Below are 19,805 nucleotides of genomic sequence, written 5' to 3' on the forward strand. Positions count from 1 at the left end.
CCCGATTATTATACCATATTTTTAATGCCTTGCGAATATACTTATATTAAAAAACAGGAGATGATACGGATTGGAATGGCAGAGCCTGACAAAAGAAGACTGTGCAAAAACACTCAGAACCAGCCTGTGCGACGGGCTGACGCCGCAGCAGGCAGCCGAACGGCTGCGAAAATACGGCGGCAACGAACTGGCCCGTCCGAAGAAAAAAAGCCTGATTCTTCGTTTTGCGGCTCAGCTGTCGGACTTTATGGTCATCGTCCTGCTGATTGCGGCAGGCATTTCTTTTCTCACATCCTATCTTCAGCAGGACAGCGACTATATTGATTCCATTATTATTCTGGTCATCGTCGCGGTTGACGCGGTAACGGGACTGATTCAGGAAAGCCGCGCGGAACGGGCAATCGAGGCGCTGCAGAAGCTTTCCAGCCCCAGGGCGCGCGTCGTCCGTTCGGGCAGGGAATCGGAAATACCGGCGGAAAAGCTGGTCCCCGGAGACCTGGTCGCGGTGGAAACGGGCGATTTGGTGCCGGCAGATCTTCGACTGACCGAAGCGATCGATTTAAAAGCGGAGGAAAGCGCGCTGACAGGGGAGAGTCTTCCCGGGGCCAAGGACGCCGACTCCGTATATCCGGCCGGAACGCCGCTGGGCGACCGGCATAATTTTTTGTATTCCACCAGTTCGGTCGCGGCGGGCCGCGGGCGGGGGATTGTCGTTGCGACCGGCATGCACACGCAGGTTGGAAGAATTGCCCACATGATCGGCAGCCAGTCGGCGCCGCAGACGCCCCTTCAGCGAAAGCTCGCGCAGACGGGGCGCATGCTGGGGGCGGGGGCACTCGTCATTTGCCTGCTGATTTTTATCATGGGGCTGATCCAGAGAATCGACCCGCTGGAGATGTTCCTGATCGCCATCAGCCTGGCCGTCGCCGCGATTCCGGAGGGACTGCCCGCGGTCGTTACCGTCACGCTGGCCGTCGGGGTGCGGCGCATGGCGGCAAAGCGGGCGATTGTGCGCAGAATGCCGGCGGTGGAAACGCTCGGAAGCGCCAGTGTGATCTGTTCCGACAAAACGGGAACGCTGACGCAGAACCGGATGACGGTTGTGGAACTGCAGGACGCGGCGGGAAAAATCGAGGCGGGGTCCGCGGCGGGCAGAAGGCTTCTGGAGGCAGCCGCACTCTGTACAAACTGCGCTGAAAACGGCGGGCGGCTCTGCGGCGATCCTACCGAAACCGCGCTGGTACGCGCGGCGGCGGCCGACAAGGGCCGGTTGGAGAGACAATTTCCGCGAATCGGCGAGTTCCCGTTTTCCAGCGAGCGCAAAAGAATGACCACCGTGCACCGGCTGCCGGGCGGGCGCTTCCGAATCATCACAAAGGGCGCCCCGGATATCCTGCTTCAATACTGTGCCCCCAGTGGGGCCAAGGAGGGAATCGCTCACAGAAACGAGGAAATGGCTTCGCGGGCGCTGCGGGTGCTCGGCGTGGCGTACCGTGACGCCGACCGTCCCCCGAGAAGCGCCGAGGAGGCCGAACGGGGGCTTGTTTTCCTGGGGTTGGTGGGGATGATCGACCCGCCCCGTCCGGAGGCCGAGAGAGCCGTCAGGATGTGCAGACAGGCGGGAATCCGTCCGGTCATGATTACCGGAGACCACGCGGCGACGGCGGCGGCGATTGCCGTGAGGCTGGGGATTGCGGAAAGCGCCGCAAACGTGGCGACCGGGCCGGAGCTGGACCGCATGTCGGATGAGGAGTTGCGCCGCTGCATCAGCCGGTATTCCGTGTTTGCCCGCGTTTCACCGGAACATAAGGTCCGTATTGTGAGGGCGTTCCAGTCGCGGGGAGAAGTCGTTGCGATGACCGGGGACGGCGTTAACGACGCGCCGGCCCTGCGGGCGGCGGACATCGGCTGCGCGATGGGGGTTTCGGGCACCGACGTCGCCAAGGCCGCCTCCGATATGATTCTGACGGACGACAACTTCGCCACCATTGTTTCCGCGGTCCGGGAGGGCCGCGGAATTTACCAGAATATCCGCAAGACGGTGCATTTCCTGATCAGCTGCAATATCGGCGAGTTGCTGACGGTTTTCGTCGGCTTTCTGCTGAGGCTGCCAAGCCCTCTGCTCGCCATTCAGCTGCTGTGGGTGAATCTGGTCACCGATTCGCTGCCGGCGCTGGCGCTCGGCATGGAACCGATTGCCGGCGACGTGATGAACCGAAAGCCCGTGCGGCGCGGAGAAAGCGTTTTTTCCGGAGGGATGGGATACAACATTATGGTGGAAGGGTGCCTGATCGGATCGCTTTCGCTGTTGGCTTACAGTATTGGAAGAGCGTTCTTCGATGTGGACCCGGCGTCCCCGTTTATCGGGCGGACCATGGCGTTTGCCGTGCTGAGCCTTTCGCAGGTTGTACACACCTTTAATATGCGCTCCGACAGCTCTGTGTTCCGGGCGGGACTGTTTGCCAACACTCAGTTGGTTCTGGCGGCCGTTGCCTGCGTGATTCTTCAGGCCTCCGTCATTGTCATTCCGCCGCTTGCGGCCGTATTCAAGACCGCCATCCTGACGGGCAGACAGTGGCTGGTCGTGGCGGCTCTGTCGCTTACGCCGCTTTTTGTGGTGGAGGCGGAGAAGGCCGCGCGTCACATTAAGCCCGCGCGTACGGCCCGCCGCGCGGCACCGCGAAAAAGACAGGGCTCCGTCGGACGGGACGGAGGGTAGAAGAAAAGGGCCCGCTGGTTGATTCCGGCAGGCCCTTTTCAATGTGCTTTTATGCCTTGCGGTTAATATCGGCGGGCTCTTCAAAACCGCCGCAGCTTCCGCAGCTGCCGCAGTCCCCGCCGCAGCCTCCGTGCCCGAGGGAATCCACCGAATGGAATCCCAAAAACGCCAGCGCGGCAATAATCAGGCTGATCAGAATCCATGCCGCCATTCCGTCACCTCCCGGGGAAATGTGTTTTTATGAATGGAAAAATTTCGGTTAGTTTATGCTTACCTTGTCTATCCAGTCTAGCACCTTTTTGCAGGACTGTCAACTTCGGCGCGGGGGCTTTCCGGATTTTTGAGGAAGCGGCGCGCCGAGCCGTTTCCCGTTAAAGCGTTTTGCTGTTACCGGCTGAGGGGCCGCCGCGTTCAAACAGGGTCGGAAGCTTTCCGGATTTTGTCAGCATCGTATAAAGGATCATCAGAAGCGGAATATAAATCAGAATCCAAAAATTTTTAGCGATCAGGGCAAAGTAAATGGCGGCAAGCATCGAAAGCGGATGAATATTAATGGAGGAGGAAACGATTTTCGGCTCAATAATCTGGCGGATTGCGGTAATAATCATCCAGCAGACGAGAAGCATTCCGGCGGTAAAGATGTTCCCGGTGCAGAGATAGATAAGGGCGAGGGGAATATAAATCGTGCCGGGACCCAGCACGGGAAGAATGTCCGCGACGCCGGTTACAATGCTTACGACCAGCGGGTAGGGGACGCCGAGCGCGATAAAGACAATCAGGGTTTCTAAAAATGTGATAAAATAAATCAACAGGTAGGAACCGATATATTTTCCGCTCAGGCTGCGGCCGTTGCGGGAGTAGCTGCGCAGGTCGTCCGCGCCTCCGGCGGTGAAAAGGCCCAGCAGACAATCCTTAATCTTCCTCATGTCTTTCGAAAAGAAATAGGTGGAGAAAATCATCACGATGAACATGGTGAAAATTGCCGGGAGGGAAGTCAGAAATCCGAGTGTGGTGCTGAGGGCTTTGGTTGCAAGCGACAGCCCCGTCTGAGCCAGGTTCAGCATTTTTTCCTGATTCTGCTGAATAAATCCGGCGTCGATATGATTGATATAATCGCCGACCTGTTTCATGAGGTTGTCAAACGGAAGCGTCAGAATACCCATGTCGGACGGGGACAAACTGGAAATGTAGGCGATCAGGTTGCTGATTTCCCGGATCAGGAACAGCCCGATCAGGAACAGCAGGCCGAACAGCACGGCGTAGACCAGCAGAGTCGCCACTGCGGCGGCTGCGGCCGGGTGGAAATGCAGCCGGTCGCGGAGCCACTCAATCAGCGGCTGAGCGAGTAAAGCCAGAAGAAACCCTGCAAGGAACGGAAAAGTATATTTTAAAGTTTCGGCAAACAGGACAAATCCGGCGGAATAACAGACAAAAAACACGAGAAGAGGCAAAATGCGGATGAACTGGCGCTTGTCGAACAATGAAAAACCCCCTTGTCAATTTTCGTGGAAAAGAGTATGATTCATTATAACGTGTATGGGAAGAAAAAGAAAGAAAAAAAAGAGTGTTCCGCTCAAGAATAGCGGAACACTCCTTCATCGGAACTTATTTCTCTCTGCCCAAAAGCCAATCCACTGAAACGTTGAGGATGTTGGCAAGTGCTGAAAGTTCAAAATCCGTTACGTAGCGGATCTGCCCTTCAAGTTTGGACAGGCCGGAAGCGTTCATGTCGACTCCGTTCACTTGGAGCTGAGCTAAAAGCTCTTTTTGCTTCATGCCTTGATTCTTACGTGCCATTTCGACACGAGCTCCCACCAAGTTGCGGGTTCCGAGTGCTTGTTTGCGCAATCTCAATTCATTCATCTCCTCGTAGCAAATTTGGTTTCGCATACACTTCTTTTTCACAAGACTGTGCTTGCCGGCAGGATTCGGCAATACAGCTGATTTTCCGGGACCGAATCTACCCTTGATACCGACAGAAATTAGTATAATAGCTTTTTGTGATTATTGCAATAAAAAAATGGATTATTTTCACGTACTTCGCAGTATTATTTAGAAAAAGTTTATATTTTTGACAAAGATGTCAACATACATTTATTATTTTATCACGACAAAATAAAATTATTCTTTTTTGGGAACTCTGAATCACATTTTTACAAATGGGAATTTTTATTAAACCGCCGCTTGTAATGGCGGCGCGGGGGTCGGTGCTGCGGGTATTATTTTTTAACAGCGGCCGAAACTGCCTGAATTCATCTTTCGGTGCTGCCTGAGTGACACGCTGCATTTATGCATCAACAAATAATTTCGTGTCAGTCTATAATATGTCGGCTTGAGGATTGGAAGTCACAGTAATTTTTGAATCTTAATTACAGGGGATGTTTTTCTTGGAAAATAACAGCGAAATAAAGACAAATTTGACCATGTTGACCGATTTTTATGAAATAACCATGGCGAATGGCTATTTCACAAACGGCTACCGGGACACCGTGGTTTATTTTGACATGTTTTTCCGCGAAATTCCGGACAACGGCGGCTATGCGATCATGGCGGGCGTTCAACAGCTTGTGGATTACCTGGAAAACCTGAAATTTACGCCGGAGGATCTCGAATATCTCCGCGGCTGCAATATTTTCAGCGAAGAGTTTATCGGGTATCTGCGGGATTTCCGTTTTTGCTGCGACGTCTGGTCGGTGCCGGAAGGAATGCCGATTTTTCCGGGGGAGCCGATCCTCACCGTGCGCGGCCCGGCGATACAGGCCCAGTTTATTGAGACAATGATTTTGCTGACGGTGAACCACCAGAGCCTGATCGCGACAAAGGCAAACCGAATCTGCCGCGCCGCACAGGGCAGGCCGGTCATGGAGTTCGGTTCCCGGCGCGCCCAGGGCACCGACGGGGCCATTCTGGGGGCGCGGGCCGCGTATATCGGCGGCTGCTGCGGCACGGCCTGTACGATCTGCGACCGTGAATACGGGGTTCCGGCGCTGGGCACCATGGCGCACAGCTGGATTCAGCTCTTTGATTCCGAGCTGGAATCTTTCCGCGCTTATGCGCGGGAATACCCCCGGAACTGTACGCTGCTGGTCGACACTTATAATGTTTTAAAGTCCGGCGTTCCGCATGCAATTCAGGTGTTCCGCGAAGAAATCCTGCCGCGCGGGTTCCGGCCCGGGGGAATCCGCATCGACAGCGGCGACATCACCTATCTTTCCAAGAAAGCCAGAAAAATGCTGGATGACGCGGGCTTCCCCGATTGTAAAATCTGTGCTTCCAACTCACTGGATGAATATATCATCCGCGATATGCTGATGCAGGGGGCAAAGGTGGACAGCTTCGGCGTAGGAGAACGGATGATTACTTCCTCAAGCCATCCGGTGTTCGGCGGTGTTTACAAGCTCAGCGGGGTGGAGGGAAAAGACGGTGCGATCACGCCCAAAATTAAAATCAGCGAAAATGTGTCGAAAATCACTACGCCCGGGTTTAAAAGACTCTGGAGGCTTTACGACCGATCAAGCGGTAAGGCGCTCGCGGACGTGATCACCCTTTCCGACGAAGTGATTGACGACACGCGGCCCTATGAAATTTTTGATCCGAATTTTGTGTGGAAGCGCAAGACGCTCACGAATTTCCGCGCGGAAGACATCCGCGTTCAGCTGTTCAAAAACGGGCGCTGCCTGACGCAGAAGCAGTCCCTGAAAAAACTGCAGGCGTTTTGCCGCGGGCAGGTGGACACGCTCTGGGACGAAGTCAAGCGGTTTGAAAATCCGCACAAGTATTATGTCGACCTGTCCCAGAAGCTGTGGGACGTGAAGAGCCGGCTGATTTCCGAATATTCCTTTGGCCCGAACGCTTGACATTTTGTCCGAAATCGTTTAGAATACAGAATACTATGCGAGCAGGCCGGGCAGCCGCGGGCGCAGCGCGAAAGCGCGCGCGCGAGGAAAGTCCGAGCTCCACAGGGCGGAATAACGGCTAACGGCCGCCGGGGGCGACCCCAGGGAAAGTGCAACAGAGAGATACCGCCGCGTTTTTTCGCGGTAAGGGTGGAAAGGCGGGGTAAGAGCCCACCAGCGCGCGGGAGACCGCGCGGCTCTGCAAACCCTATTCGGAGCAACACCGCAGAGGGACATCATGCGCCTGCCCGGCGCGTCCCGAGAAGGTGGCACTGAGCCGCGGTGGCAACACCCGGCCAAGATAGATGGCTGCTTAAGACAGAACTCGGCTTACAGACCTGGTCGCATGCAAAAAACAGCGCGCTGATTTCAGCGCGCTGTTTTTTTGCGTGTGAGGACCCAGTCAAAACAACGATGATTTTACGTCGGTGAGAGAATTGCGGGGCCTGCCGTCGGCGGAAGACGACGGCAGGCCCGCTTGGCTGCTTATGTACTCTTGCTACCTTACGTTTTTCAATGAATAAAGAGTGAGATGATAAACAGAATGATGATAACGGAAATGCCCATGACAGCCGTCATGCCAGTCTGGCATCTGTAAGCTTCATCCGTTTTCATATCGGAGAACTGAGATACAACCCAAAAATAAGAATCATTGGCGTGAGAGGCAACCATGGAGCCGGCGCCGATTGCCAAAACGACAAGGACCTTGCCGATTGGGCTGGTGAAGCCCATATTGCTCAGCAAAGGAGCCATCATGCTGGAGGTTGTAATCATGGCGACGGTCGAGGCGCCCATGGCGAGCTTGAGTATCATAGCGATAACGAATGGGATGACAACGCCCAGCCCGGAAGCAAGCAAACCCGTAGTTGATTTTGAGATGGGAAGAAGCTGAAGAATTGCCCCGAAGGAACCGCCCGCGCCGGTGATGGCAATGATGGAGGCGGAATCGGTCACGCCCTTGCTTACCCATTTCAGGGAATTTTCCTTTTCGGATTTGGGAATGAGAGTCATGGCCAGAAATACGCCCAGGATCAAAGCGACCACGGGATTTCCCACAAAAGTCAGAACATTATAAATGGTTCCTTTGCCAAATGGCAGCGATGGGAAAGCGGCAATGGAAGAAAACCCGATCAGAACGATTGGCAGCAGGATCGGCGAAAAACTGTGCAGGGCGCCGGGGAGCCGACCGTATTTTTCTTTCAGCTCCTCGAGGGAACACTCTGAATTAGCAGGAATATTGATTTTGCTTGAAACCTTTTTTGCATACAGAATTGATACCGCGACAGCCGGTATCGATACCAATAAGCCAATCATAATTGTGAGGCCAAGGTCCGCGTTTAATGTGCCGCACATGGCGATGGGGCCCGGGGTTGGCGGCACCAAGCAGTGAGTGGCATACAGCCCGCCGGAAAGTGCCGTTGCCATGACAGCCAGAGAGGTGTTGCTTTGCTCCGCAAGCGCCCTGCTGATGGGGGAGAGAACAACAAAGCCCGAGTCGCAGAATACGGGGATTCCGGTCACATACCCCATGGCGCCGATTGTGAGCACACTTCTTTTTTTGCCGACGATTTTCAGGATGCTGTTGGCCATGGTGAGCGCCGCTCCGGTTTTTTCAAGAATGGTGCCAATAATTGTTCCGCAGAGAATGACGATTCCAATGTTGGACAGAATGGAACCGAACCCGCTCTTTATTGTGTTGATGACCTTCACCGGCTCGATTCCACAGACGAGACCAACCAGAATGGAGATGACAACCAGCACAATAAAAGGGTGCAGATTGAACTTGGAAATCGCGATAACCATGGCTGCGACAGCTAATATGATTACGCTGAATAGGAAAAATGAAGACATAATAACTCCTCCAGTTTTATTTTAAGGCAAAATTTGCCTCGTTACCCCTCATGCCGCATGAAACACAGACGCATAAAATATTCTTTCATAAAAGGATCGCTGTCGTTTAGATCCAGAGCATCCCACAGTTTGTGCAGCCGGTACTGCAATGTGTTTTTATGGATGTGCAATTCGTCAGCTGCCAGATTTACACTGCATTTTTTTTGATAGTAGCAGGCGGCTGTTTCCATAAGACTGTTCAGCTCACTGCCGCTGAATTTCGCTTTTAAAGTCTCGTACATTTCATCGATGTCATGTTTTTCTCTCGCGTAGGTGTTTTGCATCAGATACCGGAACTTACAGTCTGTTTTTGTAATGTCGCTGACCATGGATTCTTTGGTGCAGGAACATAAAGCGGAAGTCTCTTCATAAGACCGCTTTATATCTTTGGAGTTGAAGCAAAGACCCCCAATGCAGAGATGAAAAGCTTCTTTCATGCAGTCCTCTAGGCATTGATTCATCCGCGCGGTGTATTTATCCTCGCTTTTTGTCATTCCGCTTTTTACAATTACCAGTCTGTTGTTTACGGTGCCCCAAACATCACATTGGCTGTTAATCAACTGGTGGTAAAGCAGGCTTTCCGCAAGGCGGTTCATTTTTTGCTGTTCATGCAGGGCGTCCTGACCGGTGTTGATGCGGATCAGCATCACCCGGATCGGAAATTTCTGTTGTATGCAGAGCGCGCTGCCGAGAGAAGCAAGCATCTCATCGTCGCTGGGGGACAGGGCCAACAGTAAATGGAGGTATCGGGTCCGCATCTCAGACGTTACCTGCTGCTGCAGCGCAACGGCGTTGAGCTCGATACATTTTGCGGTATATACAGCCAGCAGATTGGCGGTTTCCCGCACTTCATCCGGATTCCCGAAGATTCCGACTACGGCGATCAGATTTCCGCCGCTGTAAACCGGCATATTGTAGCCTTCCCGAGCACCCGGATATTGGTTGATCGCGTTCTTTTCAATGGCAACTGCACGCCCGGATCGAATCACTTCGCAGGCACCGGCGTGAATGGTTCCAATACGATCCCTTTCAGTAGAAGAGATGATGACGCCTTTCGTGTTCATAATGTTAATAATCCGTCCACCGACAAGACGCGAGGTAGCTTCAACAAGTTCTTGTGCCATTTCTTCAAAACGCATAGTTGTTTCTCCGACTTATTCAAATGCCACGCAGCTTCCCACAGACATGTGGCAGCCGCTGAATTGTGTGTTTTCCTCAAGCATTTGTTCTGCTTTCGACCCGGAGCAGTGGCTAAATCCCAGAATGGATATTCCCATGCCGCTCAGGGCCAAAAGCGTGCTCTGGATCCGCTGTGGGTCAGCTTCCACCAGATGGGTTCCTCCGAACAGAGCGTAGATGGGTTTTTTCAATCTTGTGTGTATTGTTTCCACCATATTCAATATGCCGGGGTGTGAGCAGCCCACAAGAAGAACCAGACCATTTCGTGATTCCGCGGCCAGACAAATTTCATCCGAAAAATCGTCGGCGCGAACTTGTGGGAGCGTTCCTTTCACAAATCGTTTGGGAATCGTCTCAAGACTGTTGGCGCGATTGAAATTACCGATGAGCCAGCAATGATCCGACAGAGGGAGAACGTCCGTACAGACGCGGTGTTCAATCCGGTAATGTTCCAGAAACCGCAGGCCAATGCCGGAAGAAAGGTCTACATATTTTTTTCCGTCAAACGCATATTTCTTTTCCAAAAATCCGGGGCCGGTATAAAGAATTCGCCCGCCGAGTCCTTTTTCCGCGAGATCGCGATATCCGGCGGCATGATCATAATGGTTGTGGGTGCAGACTGTAAAATCCGCCGCCGCCAAATCGATTCCCAGCTTATGTGCGTTATGCAGGGTCGCCGTACCCGCTCCGCAATCGAACAAAAAGCTTTGAGTATCGGTTTCAACCCACATGGAAAGCCCGTGCTCGTTTTTCAGCGATTTGTTTTCGTCATTTGCATCGTCCATCAGTGTGATAATGTTGATCATTTACAACCCCCGTTCGAGCCTTTCAGATAAGCTGCATATTATTTCGACTTTTTACAACAACTTTATAGTAATTATTATACTGAGTTTGATTCGCTATTTCATTGTTACCGGTACCAAATTGTTGGCTGTGCAAGGCGGATAATCTTGTTCTAGGAAAATTTTGCAGATGCTGGACCCGGCGTTTATCAGACTGATAAGGGGAACGGCCCGCCTTTCACAGCGGGCCGTTCCCCTTATATAGGAAGATATGGTAAGAATCTTGTAATTGAATAAAACTGATTATACAAGCGCGAAAAGAGAACTGAAGAAACTGGTCAGATTACGAATGCAGATCAACAGCGTGACGACAATCACAACCGAACCCAGAATGTTTTGCAGCGCTCCGTTTTTGTAACGGCCCAGCCCGCGGTGATTCATGCAGTACATCAGGAACAGAGCGACGACGGGAAGAATGATCGCGTTCGCCGCCTGCGCGAGCAGAATGATCTGGGTCGGGCTCGATTTCCCCAATGCGGAAAGAACCATGCCGAACGCCAGAACAACAATCCAAAGGCCTTTAAATTTCAGGTCCTTCATGTTTTTTCCAAAACCGAGAACGCCGGAGGTAGCAAAGGCCGCCGCGAGCGGCGCCGTGATCGCCGAGGTAAATCCTGAGGCGAAAAGGCCGATGCCCAGGCACAGCCCGGACCAGCTGCCCAGAATCGGATGAAAAGCCTTGGCCATATCCGCGCCGTTCGCAACCTGATTGCCGGTTCCGTAAAGATTAGCGGAAGCGGCAACGACAATCGCCATGGAGATGAGACCGCCCAGCCCAATGGAGACAACGGTGTCGATCCGGGCGCTTTTCAAGTCCTCAACATTTTTCCATCGCTCGGAAGCGGAGGAGGCGTGCAAAAATAAATTGTACGGTACGACAGTCGTTCCGATCAGGCCGATTACGGTCATCCAGCCGGTTTTGCCCGTAGCGGGCACGAAGAGCCCTTTCAGAACCGCGCCCCAGTCAGGACGGGACATCAGCGCCGTGACAAGGAAAACGACGCTCATGATCAGGACCAGAGCGATCAATACCTTTTCAATTCTATTGTAGCTGCCGGACCAGAGCAGAAGAAACGCCAGCGCCGCGAGAATCGGCGCCCACACGGTAACGGGAACAGACGGCACGACCGTGTTGATTCCAAGCGCGCCGCCGACCAGATTGCCGGTTTCATAGGCAATATTGCCGACAAACACGGCAAGAATGATGATCACCACTGTGATCGATTTCAAAACGGGAGAAAGAACCTTTTCACGGATGTTTTCGCCCAGCCCTTTTTGGGAGATGATTCCCAGCCGCGCCGACATTTCCTGAAGGATCATCGTCGCGATGGTGGAGAAGAGCAGAGCCCAGAGGAGTGTGTAGCCGTACCCGGCTCCCGCTTTGATGCAGGTTGTGACCGTTCCGGGGCCGATGAAAGCCGCGGCGACCAGAGCCCCCGGGCCGATATTTTTGATGCGGTACTTCAGTTTTTCCATAGATTACCCTGCCTTAGATAACGGAGATCCGCTAGTATTTTGTTCGTTATTTTGGCAGAGCGGCACTCGGGACCGCGCTTTCCGCCTGTAAACGAGGGGTACAAAAGCGTGCAATCCCCCGCTTCAGGTGGAAAACACGCCTTTGTATTTAACGTTGATATTTCAATGTATTTTTCAGTTTGATTAAACCACGCTGAACAGCAGTTCGCCGTAGGTCGGGTACGGCAGATAGGCGGAACCGAGCAGCGGCTCCAGCTTGTCGGCGGCGGTGCGGGTTTCCGCCATTTTTGCGAACACGGTATTGCGGAAATACTGCGCCTGTTCCAGCGTATCCTTGAATTCCCGATCCGTATTGACGGCGGCGTCCAGAGCCTCAACCTTCTCATACAGCTCGGAAGAAAGCGCCGACAGCTTTTTCAGCAGAGCTTCTTCGTAACCGCAGCACAGATCCGGGCAAAGCTGCTTTTTGCCGTTGGCCGTCTCGCTCAGGTCTTTCATATAGGAAGCGGCCGCGGGGAGCAGATCCTTGCGAATCATGTCGACCATGGCGAGTGCTTCGATGCCGACCTGCTTATAGTAGTTTTCCAGCTGGATTTCATAACGGGAGACTACTTCCGTCTTGGTCAGAACGCCGTGCTTTTCAAACAGCGCGATGTTTTCAGGCTTAATATAGTAAGGCAGCGCCTCAACGGTGGAGTGGAGGTTCAGCAGTCCGCGTTTCGCGGCCTCATCGACCCATTCCGGCGCGTAGTTGTTGCCGTTGAAGATGATGCGTTTGTGCTCTTTGATTGTTTTCTGAATCAGAGCGTTCAGCGTGCCCTTGAAGTCATCCGCCTTTTCCAGCTGGTTGGCAAACTCACACAGGGTATCGGAAATAATGGTGTTCAGAATCATGTTCGGGCAGGCGATGGAATCGGAAGAGCCGGCCATGCGGAACTCAAATTTGTTGCCGGTGAACGCAAACGGAGAGGTGCGGTTGCGGTCGGTTGTATCCTTCGGGGTTTTCGGCAGAACGTCGGTGCCGATTTCCATGAAGACGCGGTCCTTTTTCACGCAGGGCTTGCCGGCTTCAATCGCGTCCAGAATTTCCTTCAGGTCTTCGCCGACAAACATGGAAACAATGGCCGGAGGCGCCTCGTTCGCGCCGAGGCGGTGGTCGTTTGCCGCGCTGGCCACGCTGATGCGGAGAAGATCCTGATGCTCGTCGACCGCTTTGATGACGGCTGCGAGGAAGAGCAGGAACTGTGCGTTTTCACTCGGGGTTTCGCCCGGCTCCAAAAGGTTTTCGCCCTTGTCGGTCGACATGCTCCAGTTGTTATGCTTGCCGTTGCCGTTAATGCCCGCAAAGGGCTTTTCATGCAGAAGGCAGGTCAGTCCGTGTTTGATCGCGACTTTTTTCATCACTTCCATGACAAGCTGGTTATGGTCGGTTGCGACGTTGCTGGAAGTGAAAATCGGCGCGAGCTCGTGCTGAGACGGGGCAACCTCGTTATGCTCGGTCTTGGCCAGGATCCCCAGCTTCCACAGCTCTTCGTTCAGGTCCGCCATGAAAGAGGCGACGCGGGGCTTGAGCGCTCCGAAATAATGATCGTCCAGTTCCTGGCCCTTCGGCGGTTTTGCGCCGAGCAGCGTGCGGCCGGTGTAAATCAGATCTTTTCTCTTTTCATAGAGAGCCTTGTCGATGAGGAAGTATTCCTGTTCCGGCCCGACTGTGGTCGTAACGCGAACCGCTTCGGTGTTGCCGAACAGGCGAAGAATGCGCAGAGCCTGCTTGTTGACGGCGTCCATCGAACGCAGCAGCGGGGTCTTCTTGTCCAGAGCCTCTCCGCCGTAGGAATAGAACGCGGTAGGGATGCACAGGGAATTTTCCTTTACAAAAGCGTCGCTGGTCGGGTCCCATGCGGTGTAGCCTCTTGCCTCAAAAGTAGCCCTCAGCCCGCCGGAGGGAAAGCTGGAAGCGTCCGGTTCGCCCTTGATGAGCTCTTTGCCGGAAAATTCCATGATCACCTTTTCTCCGTCGATGGGGGAAATGAAGCTGTCGTGTTTTTCCGCCGTGATGCCGGTCATCGGCTGGAACCAGTGGGTAAAGTGGGTTGCTCCCTTTTCCAAAGCCCATTCCTTCATGGCGTTTGCAACCACGTCGGCTACTTTGGGGTCCAGCGTTTTACCCTGCTCTCTTGTTTCCTTGAGGGCCTTGTATGCTGATTTGGGAAGCCTAGCCTTCATTACGGTGTCGTTGAACACCATACTTCCGAACAATTCTGGAATATTGCTCATCAGAAATTCACTCCCTATATAAAATACGATGAAATGAAAAAAGATGCTGTCGGCCCCTTGGTATAAGAGCCCAACAACACCTTTGTTGCATGTTTTCATTATATTGCGATTTCGAAGGGAAGTCAATATTTAATTGCAGCCAAATGCAGAAATTAAAAGAAAAAAAGCCAATATGCTGTTTGAGACTGTCTATTATGAATTTTATATTACAAATTCCTCCATTTTCTCAAATCATCAGTAAAACTATTGACTTTATCGGGTAAACAATATATCATGTAAAAACATACAAAAGAAAGTTTTTTTAAAAATTAGTTTACATTGTTAAGGCGACCTTCCGATGAACCGGAGCATTTTACTTCGACGGAATATAGTCCGCAAACGAAAATTTCTTTTCTTGCAGGGAGGCTGATGGGAATATGCAAAATGAAGGGGAAATCAGAATCCCGTCCGGGTGCGCGATCACGGGCGTGATTTCAAAAAGCGGAGAGCGGTTCAGCGGTGAAACGGCCATCCGTTCCATTGAACCGATGCACGACCGTTCCAACGGGCTGGGCGGCGGGTTTGCCGCTTACGGAATTTATCCGCAGAACCGCGACCTTTACGCGTTCCATGTTTTTTATGACAGCGCGCGCGCGAAAGAGGAGTGCGAGCAGGTTCTTCAGACCAGCTTCGACGTTTCGGTCGCGGAAAAGATTCCGACGAGGAAGATGCCGCAGATTACGGACGAACCGGCCATCTGGCGCTATTTCTGCCTTCCGTACGAAAAGCTGCTGCAAAGCACCGGCCTGGACGAAAGGGAATTCGTCTCCCGCTTTGTCGTGAAGATCAACACGCAGATTCGCGGGGCGTATGTGTTCAGCAGCGGAAAGAACATGGGTGTGTTCAAGGCGGTCGGCTTTCCGGAGGATGTGGGCCGGTACTACCGTCTGGAGGATTACGAGGGCTACTGCTGGACGGCGCACGGGCGCTACCCGACGAACACGCCGGGCTGGTGGGGCGGCGCGCATCCGTTTAACCTGCTGGATTACACGGTGGTTCATAACGGGGAGATTTCTTCCTATGACGCGAACCGACGGTTTATCGAAATGTTCGGTTACCGCTGCACGCTGCTGACCGACACGGAGGTCATTACATATATTATTGACTATCTGAACCGCAGGCAGGGCATGAGCTTGGAGGAAACCGCCGATGTCATCGCCGCTCCGTTCTGGAGCGAGATCGACGCGATGAACGAGGCGGACCGGAAAAAATTCACTTATTTAAGAAACGTGTATTCCAGCATGCTGATTACGGGCCCGTTCTCCATTCTGCTCGGTTTTACCGGCGGCATGATGGCGCTGAACGACCGCCTGAAGCTGCGCAGCATGGTGGTCGGCGAAAAAGGCGACCGCGTTTACGTAGCCAGTGAAGAGTGCGCGATCCGCACGGTGGCGCCGGAGCTGGACCGCCTGTGGTCGCCGCGCGGCGGCGAGCCGGTCATTATTAAAGTCAACGAGGGGGTGCGGATCTGACATGGCGATCAACTATAATATTCCGGAATACGACGTTCTCCGCGACCCGCAGCGCTGCATCGCCTGCCGTGTGTGCGAGCGCCAGTGCGCGAACGAGGTGCACTCCTTCGACCCGGATTCCGGCACGATGAAAAGCGACGAAAGCAAATGCGTCAACTGTCACCGCTGCGTCGCGCTCTGCCCGACGCACGCGCTGAAAATTGTGAAGAATCCGGATACGTTCCGTCTGAACGCCTACTGGGGGCAGAACGATATCAGCGAAATTTACAGTCAGGCGGAAACCGGCGGCATGCTGCTTTCCTCCATGGGCAACCCGAAGCAGTACCCGATTTACTGGGATAAAATCCTGATCAACGCCTCCCAGGTGACGAACCCGTCCATCGACCCGCTGCGCGAGCCGATGGAGACCCGCACATTCCTCGGCAAAAAGCCGGGCGCCATTGAACGGAATCCGGACGGAAGCATCAAGACCGGCAGCCTTCCGCCCCAGCTGAAGCTGGAGGTTCCGATTCTGTTCTCCGCGATGAGCTACGGCTCCATCAGCTACAACGCGCACCAAAGCCTCGCGAGGGCGGCCCAGGAGCTGGGAACCTATTATAATACGGGCGAAGGCGGGCTCCACGAGGATTTTTACAAATACGGCCCGAACACCATCGTTCAGGTCGCGTCCGGCCGGTTCGGCGTTCATCACGACTATCTGGAAGCCGGCGCGGCGATTGAGATCAAAATCGGGCAGGGCGCGAAGCCCGGCATCGGCGGGCACCTGACGGGGGCGAAAATCACGGACGCGGTTTCCCGCACCCGCATGATCCCGAAGGGGACCGACGCGATTTCTCCGGCGCCGCACCACGATATTTATTCGATTGAGGATTTGCGCCAGCTGGTTTATTCCCTGAAAGAGGCCACGGAGTACAAAAAGCCGGTTATCGTTAAAATCGCCGCGGTTCACAACGTGGCGGCGATTGCGAGCGGGATCGCCCGCAGCGGGGCGGATATTATCGCGATCGACGGCTTCCGCGGCGGCACCGGCGCGGCGCCGACCAGAATCCGCGACAACGTCGGCATTCCGATCGAGCTTGCGCTCGCGGCGGTGGACGAACGCCTCCGGCAGGAGCAGATCCGCAGCAACGTCTCGCTGATTGTCGCGGGCGGCATCCGCAATTCCGCGGATGTGGTCAAGGCGATTGCGCTCGGCGCGGACGCGGTCTACATCGCGACCCCGGCGCTGATCGCGCTGGGCTGCCACCTGTGCCGCACCTGCCAGATCGGCAAGTGCAACTGGGGGATCGCGACCCAGCGGCCGGACCTGGTCAAGCGCCTGAATCCGGACATCGGCTACAAGCGTCTTATAAATCTCGTCTCCGCCTGGCAGCATGAGATCATGGAGATGATGGGCGGCATGGGCATTAACTCGATTGAGGCGATGCGCGGAAACCGTTTGATGCTGCGCGGCGTCGGCCTGAACGAAAAAGAGCTTGAAATTCTTGGAATCAAGCATGCGGGGGAATGAGCGATGAAACGGGTTTATGTGAATGAAGAATGGTGCCTGGGGTGCCATTTGTGCGAATACAACTGTGCGTTTGCCGCGACCGGTGAAACCGATATGGCAAAGGCGCTCAAGGGTGTTGCGATTCACCCGAAAATCCAGATTGAGGAAAACAACCGGATCAGCTTTGCTGTTTCGTGCCGCCACTGCGACGACCCGATCTGTGTGAAAAGCTGCATCGCGGGCGCGATTTCCAAGACGGACGGCGTGGTTCATGTCGACAAGAGCAAGTGCGTCGGGTGCTACACCTGCATTCTGGTCTGCCCTTACGGCGCGGTGATGCCCGCCCCGGACGGCCACGCAATTCAGAAATGCGAGCTGTGCACCGACAACGCCTGCGGCGAGCCGGCCTGCGTCAAAGGCTGCCCGAATGCCGCCATTGTGTTTGAAGAGAGGTGAATCGACTTGAATTATGTAATTATCGGAAACTCCACCGCGGCCGTCGGCTGCATTGAGGGAATCCGTTCCGTGGATCCGCAGGGGCCGATCACGGTGATCTCCGACGAACCGTACGCGGCCTACTCCCGCCCGCTGATTTCCTACCTGCTGTACGGCAGCACGACGGAGGAAAAGATGCGGATCCGCCCGGACGATTTCTATGAAAAGATGAAAGTAAAGACTTTTCTGGGGAAGGAAGCGGTTCGGGTTGATTCCGGCCGTAAAGCGGTTGCGCTTGACAGCGGAGAATCGATTCCGTTCGACAGGCTTCTGATCGCGACAGGCTCCCGGCCGTTTGTTCCGCCGATGCGGGGACTGGACAAGGTCGGAAAAAGGTTTTCCTTCCTGACGCTGGACGACGCGAAAGCGCTGGAATCCGCTTTGACCCCCCAAAGCCGGGTGCTGATCGTCGGCGCGGGCCTGATCGGCCTGAAATGCGCGGAGGGGATCCGCGGCCGCGTCGGCTCCATCACGGTGGTGGACCTTGCGGACCGGATTCTGCCGAGCATTCTGGATGAAGCGGGCTCCGAAATGGTGAAGAAGCACATCGAGCAAAACGGCATCAAGTTTCTGCTGGGGGACAGCGTCGCCGAGTTTGAGGAAAACCGCGCGCGTTTAAAAAGCGGCGGCACGGTGGACTTCGACGTGCTGGTGGTCGCCGTCGGCGTGCGCCCGAACACGGAGCTGGCGGCGGAGGCCGGGTGCGAGGTCGGGCGCGGCGTCGCGATCGACGAGGCTTCCGCGACGAGCGTGCCGGGAATCTACGCGGCGGGCGACTGCTGCGAATGCCGGGACATTACGACCGGACAGCGGCGCGTGCTGGCGATTCTGCCGAACGCCTATCTTCAGGGCGAAACGGCGGGAGTGAACATGGCGGGCGGCGAAAAGTCGTTCGCGAACGCCGTGCCGATGAACGCCATCGGATTTTTCGGGCTGCATGTTCTGACCGCGGGCAGCTACGACGGGGAAGAGATCGTCGAAACGAAACCCGGCGTTTACAAAAAGCTGATTGTAAGGGATCATCTGCTCAAGGGCTTTATTCTGATCGGCGAAATCGCCCGGGCGGGGATTTACACTTCGCTGATTCGGGAGCAGACCCCGCTGGATACCGTCGATTTTGAGCTTTTGAAACAGAAGCCGCAGCTGATGGCGTTTACGGCGGAGCGCAGGGCGGTCAAACTCGGAGGTGCGAAATGAACCGGATTGATGCAAACGGCAGGGATTTCCGCGCGCTGAACGAGGAAATCCGGGCGGCGGGACAGGAAATTCTGATAGAAAACTGCATGGGACAGCGGTATATCGCGGCCGGGATGAGCGGGGTCAGCCTGACGATTCAGGGGATTCCCGGCAACGCTCTGGGGTGCTACCTGAACGGCGGAACCATCCGGGTGCACGGCAACGCGCAGGACCAGACCGGGGATACCATGAACAGCGGAACCATCGTGGTCGACGGCTCCTGCGGGGACGCGACCGGGTACTCGATGCGCGGCGGGAAAATTCTGGTGCGCGGCAACGCGGGCTACCGCGTCGGAATCCACATGAAGGCATACCGGGAACAGCAGCCGCTGATTGTGGTCGGCGGCGAAACGGGAAGTTTTCTGGGCGAATACCAGGCGGGCGGAACCATTATCGTGCTGGGAATCGGTTCTGAAAAGAAGGCTCCGGTCGGAAACCTGTGCGGCACCGGGATGCACGGCGGGAAGATGTTTCTGCGGGCGGAGGCGCTTCCGGCGGACTTACCGCCTCAGGTGGCGGCTTCGAAAGCGACCGAAGAAGATATGGCGGAAATCGACGGGTATCTGGAAGAATTCTGCGCGGCGTTCTCCATGGAGAAACAAAGCCTGTTTGACCGCCCGTTCTACGTGCTGCGGCCGAATTCCAATAACCCTTATAAAAACCTGTATACGTTCAATTAAATATTCTGATTGCGATAGAAAGAGCCGGGTGCTTCGAAAGAAACATCCGGCTCTTTGCAGTTATGTTTTCTAAACGGCTTTGTACAAATCGTCCAGCAGAGCTTCGATCCTTTGA

General features: G+C 54.6%; 15 protein-coding genes and 1 other RNA gene. 8 read left to right on the forward strand and 8 right to left on the reverse strand.

Going from position 1 to position 19,805, the window contains the following annotated elements; all coding sequences use genetic code 11:
- Nucleotides 1–70 precede the first annotated feature (70 nt).
- Complete coding sequence (locus ACLQ3M_RS11980) at nt 71–2,719, forward strand: calcium-translocating P-type ATPase, PMCA-type (RefSeq protein WP_411677918.1); 2,649 nt, start codon at nt 71–73, stop codon at nt 2,717–2,719.
- 49 nt (nt 2,720–2,768) lie between these two features.
- Here ACLQ3M_RS11980 and ACLQ3M_RS11985 read toward each other — a convergent pair whose 3' ends face one another.
- The 3 genes from ACLQ3M_RS11985 to ACLQ3M_RS11995 form a co-directional block, all read right to left on the reverse strand.
- Nucleotides 2,769–2,930: a FeoB-associated Cys-rich membrane protein gene (locus ACLQ3M_RS11985; RefSeq protein WP_411677919.1), complete on the reverse strand. Its 162-nt coding sequence runs from the start codon at nt 2,928–2,930 to the stop codon at nt 2,769–2,771.
- 160 nt (nt 2,931–3,090) lie between these two features.
- Entirely contained in the window at nt 3,091–4,200 is a 1,110-nt protein-coding gene (gene ytvI, locus ACLQ3M_RS11990; protein WP_411677920.1) for a sporulation integral membrane protein YtvI, read from the reverse strand.
- A 124-nt stretch (nt 4,201–4,324) separates the two neighbouring features.
- Nucleotides 4,325–4,582: an XRE family transcriptional regulator gene (locus ACLQ3M_RS11995; RefSeq protein ID WP_321173055.1), complete on the reverse strand. Its 258-nt coding sequence runs from the start codon at nt 4,580–4,582 to the stop codon at nt 4,325–4,327.
- A gap of 560 nt (nt 4,583–5,142) precedes the next feature.
- Here ACLQ3M_RS11995 and ACLQ3M_RS12000 point away from each other — a divergent pair.
- Both ACLQ3M_RS12000 and rnpB read left to right on the forward strand, forming a co-directional pair.
- Nucleotides 5,143–6,576 (forward strand): nicotinate phosphoribosyltransferase, encoded by a 1,434-nt coding sequence (locus ACLQ3M_RS12000; RefSeq protein ID WP_411677936.1) that lies wholly within the window; start codon nt 5,143–5,145, stop codon nt 6,574–6,576.
- Between the two features lie 38 nt (nt 6,577–6,614).
- Nucleotides 6,615–6,964, forward strand: an RNA gene (gene rnpB / locus ACLQ3M_RS12005) — RNase P RNA component class A.
- Nucleotides 6,965–7,128: 164 nt separating this feature from the next.
- Here rnpB and ACLQ3M_RS12010 read toward each other — a convergent pair.
- The 5 genes from ACLQ3M_RS12010 to ACLQ3M_RS12030 form a co-directional block, all read right to left on the reverse strand.
- Nucleotides 7,129–8,466 carry a GntP family permease gene (locus ACLQ3M_RS12010; RefSeq protein ID WP_411677921.1) on the reverse strand — a complete coding sequence of 446 codons (1,338 nt, stop codon included), beginning with the start codon at nt 8,464–8,466 and terminating at the stop codon, nt 7,129–7,131.
- A gap of 41 nt (nt 8,467–8,507) precedes the next feature.
- A complete protein-coding gene (locus ACLQ3M_RS12015; protein WP_411677922.1) occupies nt 8,508–9,644 on the reverse strand; it encodes a CdaR family transcriptional regulator in 1,137 nt (378 codons plus the stop codon).
- Nucleotides 9,645–9,659: 15 nt separating this feature from the next.
- A complete protein-coding gene (locus ACLQ3M_RS12020) occupies nt 9,660–10,490 on the reverse strand; it encodes an MBL fold metallo-hydrolase (RefSeq protein WP_411677923.1) in 831 nt (276 codons plus the stop codon).
- Between the two features lie 279 nt (nt 10,491–10,769).
- Nucleotides 10,770–12,002 carry an Nramp family divalent metal transporter gene (locus tag ACLQ3M_RS12025; protein ID WP_411677924.1) on the reverse strand — a complete coding sequence of 411 codons (1,233 nt, stop codon included), beginning with the start codon at nt 12,000–12,002 and terminating at the stop codon, nt 10,770–10,772.
- A 183-nt stretch (nt 12,003–12,185) separates the two neighbouring features.
- Entirely contained in the window at nt 12,186–14,279 is a 2,094-nt protein-coding gene (locus ACLQ3M_RS12030; RefSeq protein WP_411677925.1) for a glutamine synthetase III, read from the reverse strand.
- Between the two features lie 416 nt (nt 14,280–14,695).
- On the opposite strand from ACLQ3M_RS12030, the gene ACLQ3M_RS12035 reads away from it, so the two are divergent.
- The 5 genes from ACLQ3M_RS12035 to ACLQ3M_RS12055 are packed head-to-tail and all read left to right on the forward strand — an operon-like array spanning nt 14,696 to nt 19,690.
- Nucleotides 14,696–15,790 carry a class II glutamine amidotransferase gene (locus tag ACLQ3M_RS12035; RefSeq protein WP_411677926.1) on the forward strand — a complete coding sequence of 365 codons (1,095 nt, stop codon included), beginning with the start codon at nt 14,696–14,698 and terminating at the stop codon, nt 15,788–15,790.
- A 1-nt stretch (nt 15,791) separates the two neighbouring features.
- Entirely contained in the window at nt 15,792–17,300 is a 1,509-nt protein-coding gene (locus ACLQ3M_RS12040) for a glutamate synthase-related protein (RefSeq protein ID WP_411677927.1), read from the forward strand.
- 3 nt (nt 17,301–17,303) lie between these two features.
- Nucleotides 17,304–17,735 (forward strand): 4Fe-4S dicluster domain-containing protein, encoded by a 432-nt coding sequence (locus tag ACLQ3M_RS12045; protein ID WP_411677928.1) that lies wholly within the window; start codon nt 17,304–17,306, stop codon nt 17,733–17,735.
- A 6-nt stretch (nt 17,736–17,741) separates the two neighbouring features.
- Nucleotides 17,742–18,971, forward strand: coding sequence for an NAD(P)/FAD-dependent oxidoreductase (locus tag ACLQ3M_RS12050; RefSeq protein ID WP_411677929.1), 1,230 nt, complete (start codon nt 17,742–17,744; stop codon nt 18,969–18,971).
- Complete coding sequence (locus tag ACLQ3M_RS12055; RefSeq protein WP_411677930.1) at nt 18,968–19,690, forward strand: glutamate synthase; 723 nt, start codon at nt 18,968–18,970, stop codon at nt 19,688–19,690. Before ACLQ3M_RS12050 ends, ACLQ3M_RS12055 begins: the two co-directional genes overlap by 4 nt.
- Nucleotides 19,691–19,805: the final 115 nt, after the last annotated feature.

The sequence above is a fragment of the Caproicibacter sp. genome, from assembly GCF_046707225.1.
Taxonomy (GTDB): domain Bacteria; phylum Bacillota; class Clostridia; order Oscillospirales; family Acutalibacteraceae; genus Caproicibacter.

Excerpts from the sequence above, each read along its gene's own strand:
- ACLQ3M_RS12015 (WP_411677922.1), bottom strand. The coding sequence starts at position 9,644 with ATGCGTTTTGAAGAAATGGCACAAGAACTTGTTGAAGCTACCTCGCGT.
- ACLQ3M_RS12025 (WP_411677924.1), bottom strand. The coding sequence starts at position 12,002 with ATGGAAAAACTGAAGTACCGCATCAAAAATATCGGCCCGGGGGCTCTG.
- ACLQ3M_RS12020 (WP_411677923.1), bottom strand. The coding sequence starts at position 10,490 with ATGATCAACATTATCACACTGATGGACGATGCAAATGACGAAAACAAA.
- ACLQ3M_RS12010 (WP_411677921.1), bottom strand. The coding sequence starts at position 8,466 with ATGTCTTCATTTTTCCTATTCAGCGTAATCATATTAGCTGTCGCAGCC.
- ACLQ3M_RS12035 (WP_411677926.1), top strand. The coding sequence starts at position 14,696 with ATGCAAAATGAAGGGGAAATCAGAATCCCGTCCGGGTGCGCGATCACG.
- ACLQ3M_RS12055 (WP_411677930.1), top strand. The coding sequence starts at position 18,968 with ATGAACCGGATTGATGCAAACGGCAGGGATTTCCGCGCGCTGAACGAG.
- ACLQ3M_RS11995 (WP_321173055.1), bottom strand. The coding sequence starts at position 4,582 with ATGAATGAATTGAGATTGCGCAAACAAGCACTCGGAACCCGCAACTTG.
- ACLQ3M_RS11985 (WP_411677919.1), bottom strand. The coding sequence starts at position 2,930 with ATGGCGGCATGGATTCTGATCAGCCTGATTATTGCCGCGCTGGCGTTT.
- ACLQ3M_RS12000 (WP_411677936.1), top strand. The coding sequence starts at position 5,143 with ATGTTGACCGATTTTTATGAAATAACCATGGCGAATGGCTATTTCACA.
- ACLQ3M_RS12030 (WP_411677925.1), bottom strand. The coding sequence starts at position 14,279 with ATGAGCAATATTCCAGAATTGTTCGGAAGTATGGTGTTCAACGACACC.
- ACLQ3M_RS12045 (WP_411677928.1), top strand. The coding sequence starts at position 17,304 with ATGAAACGGGTTTATGTGAATGAAGAATGGTGCCTGGGGTGCCATTTG.
- ACLQ3M_RS12040 (WP_411677927.1), top strand. The coding sequence starts at position 15,792 with ATGGCGATCAACTATAATATTCCGGAATACGACGTTCTCCGCGACCCG.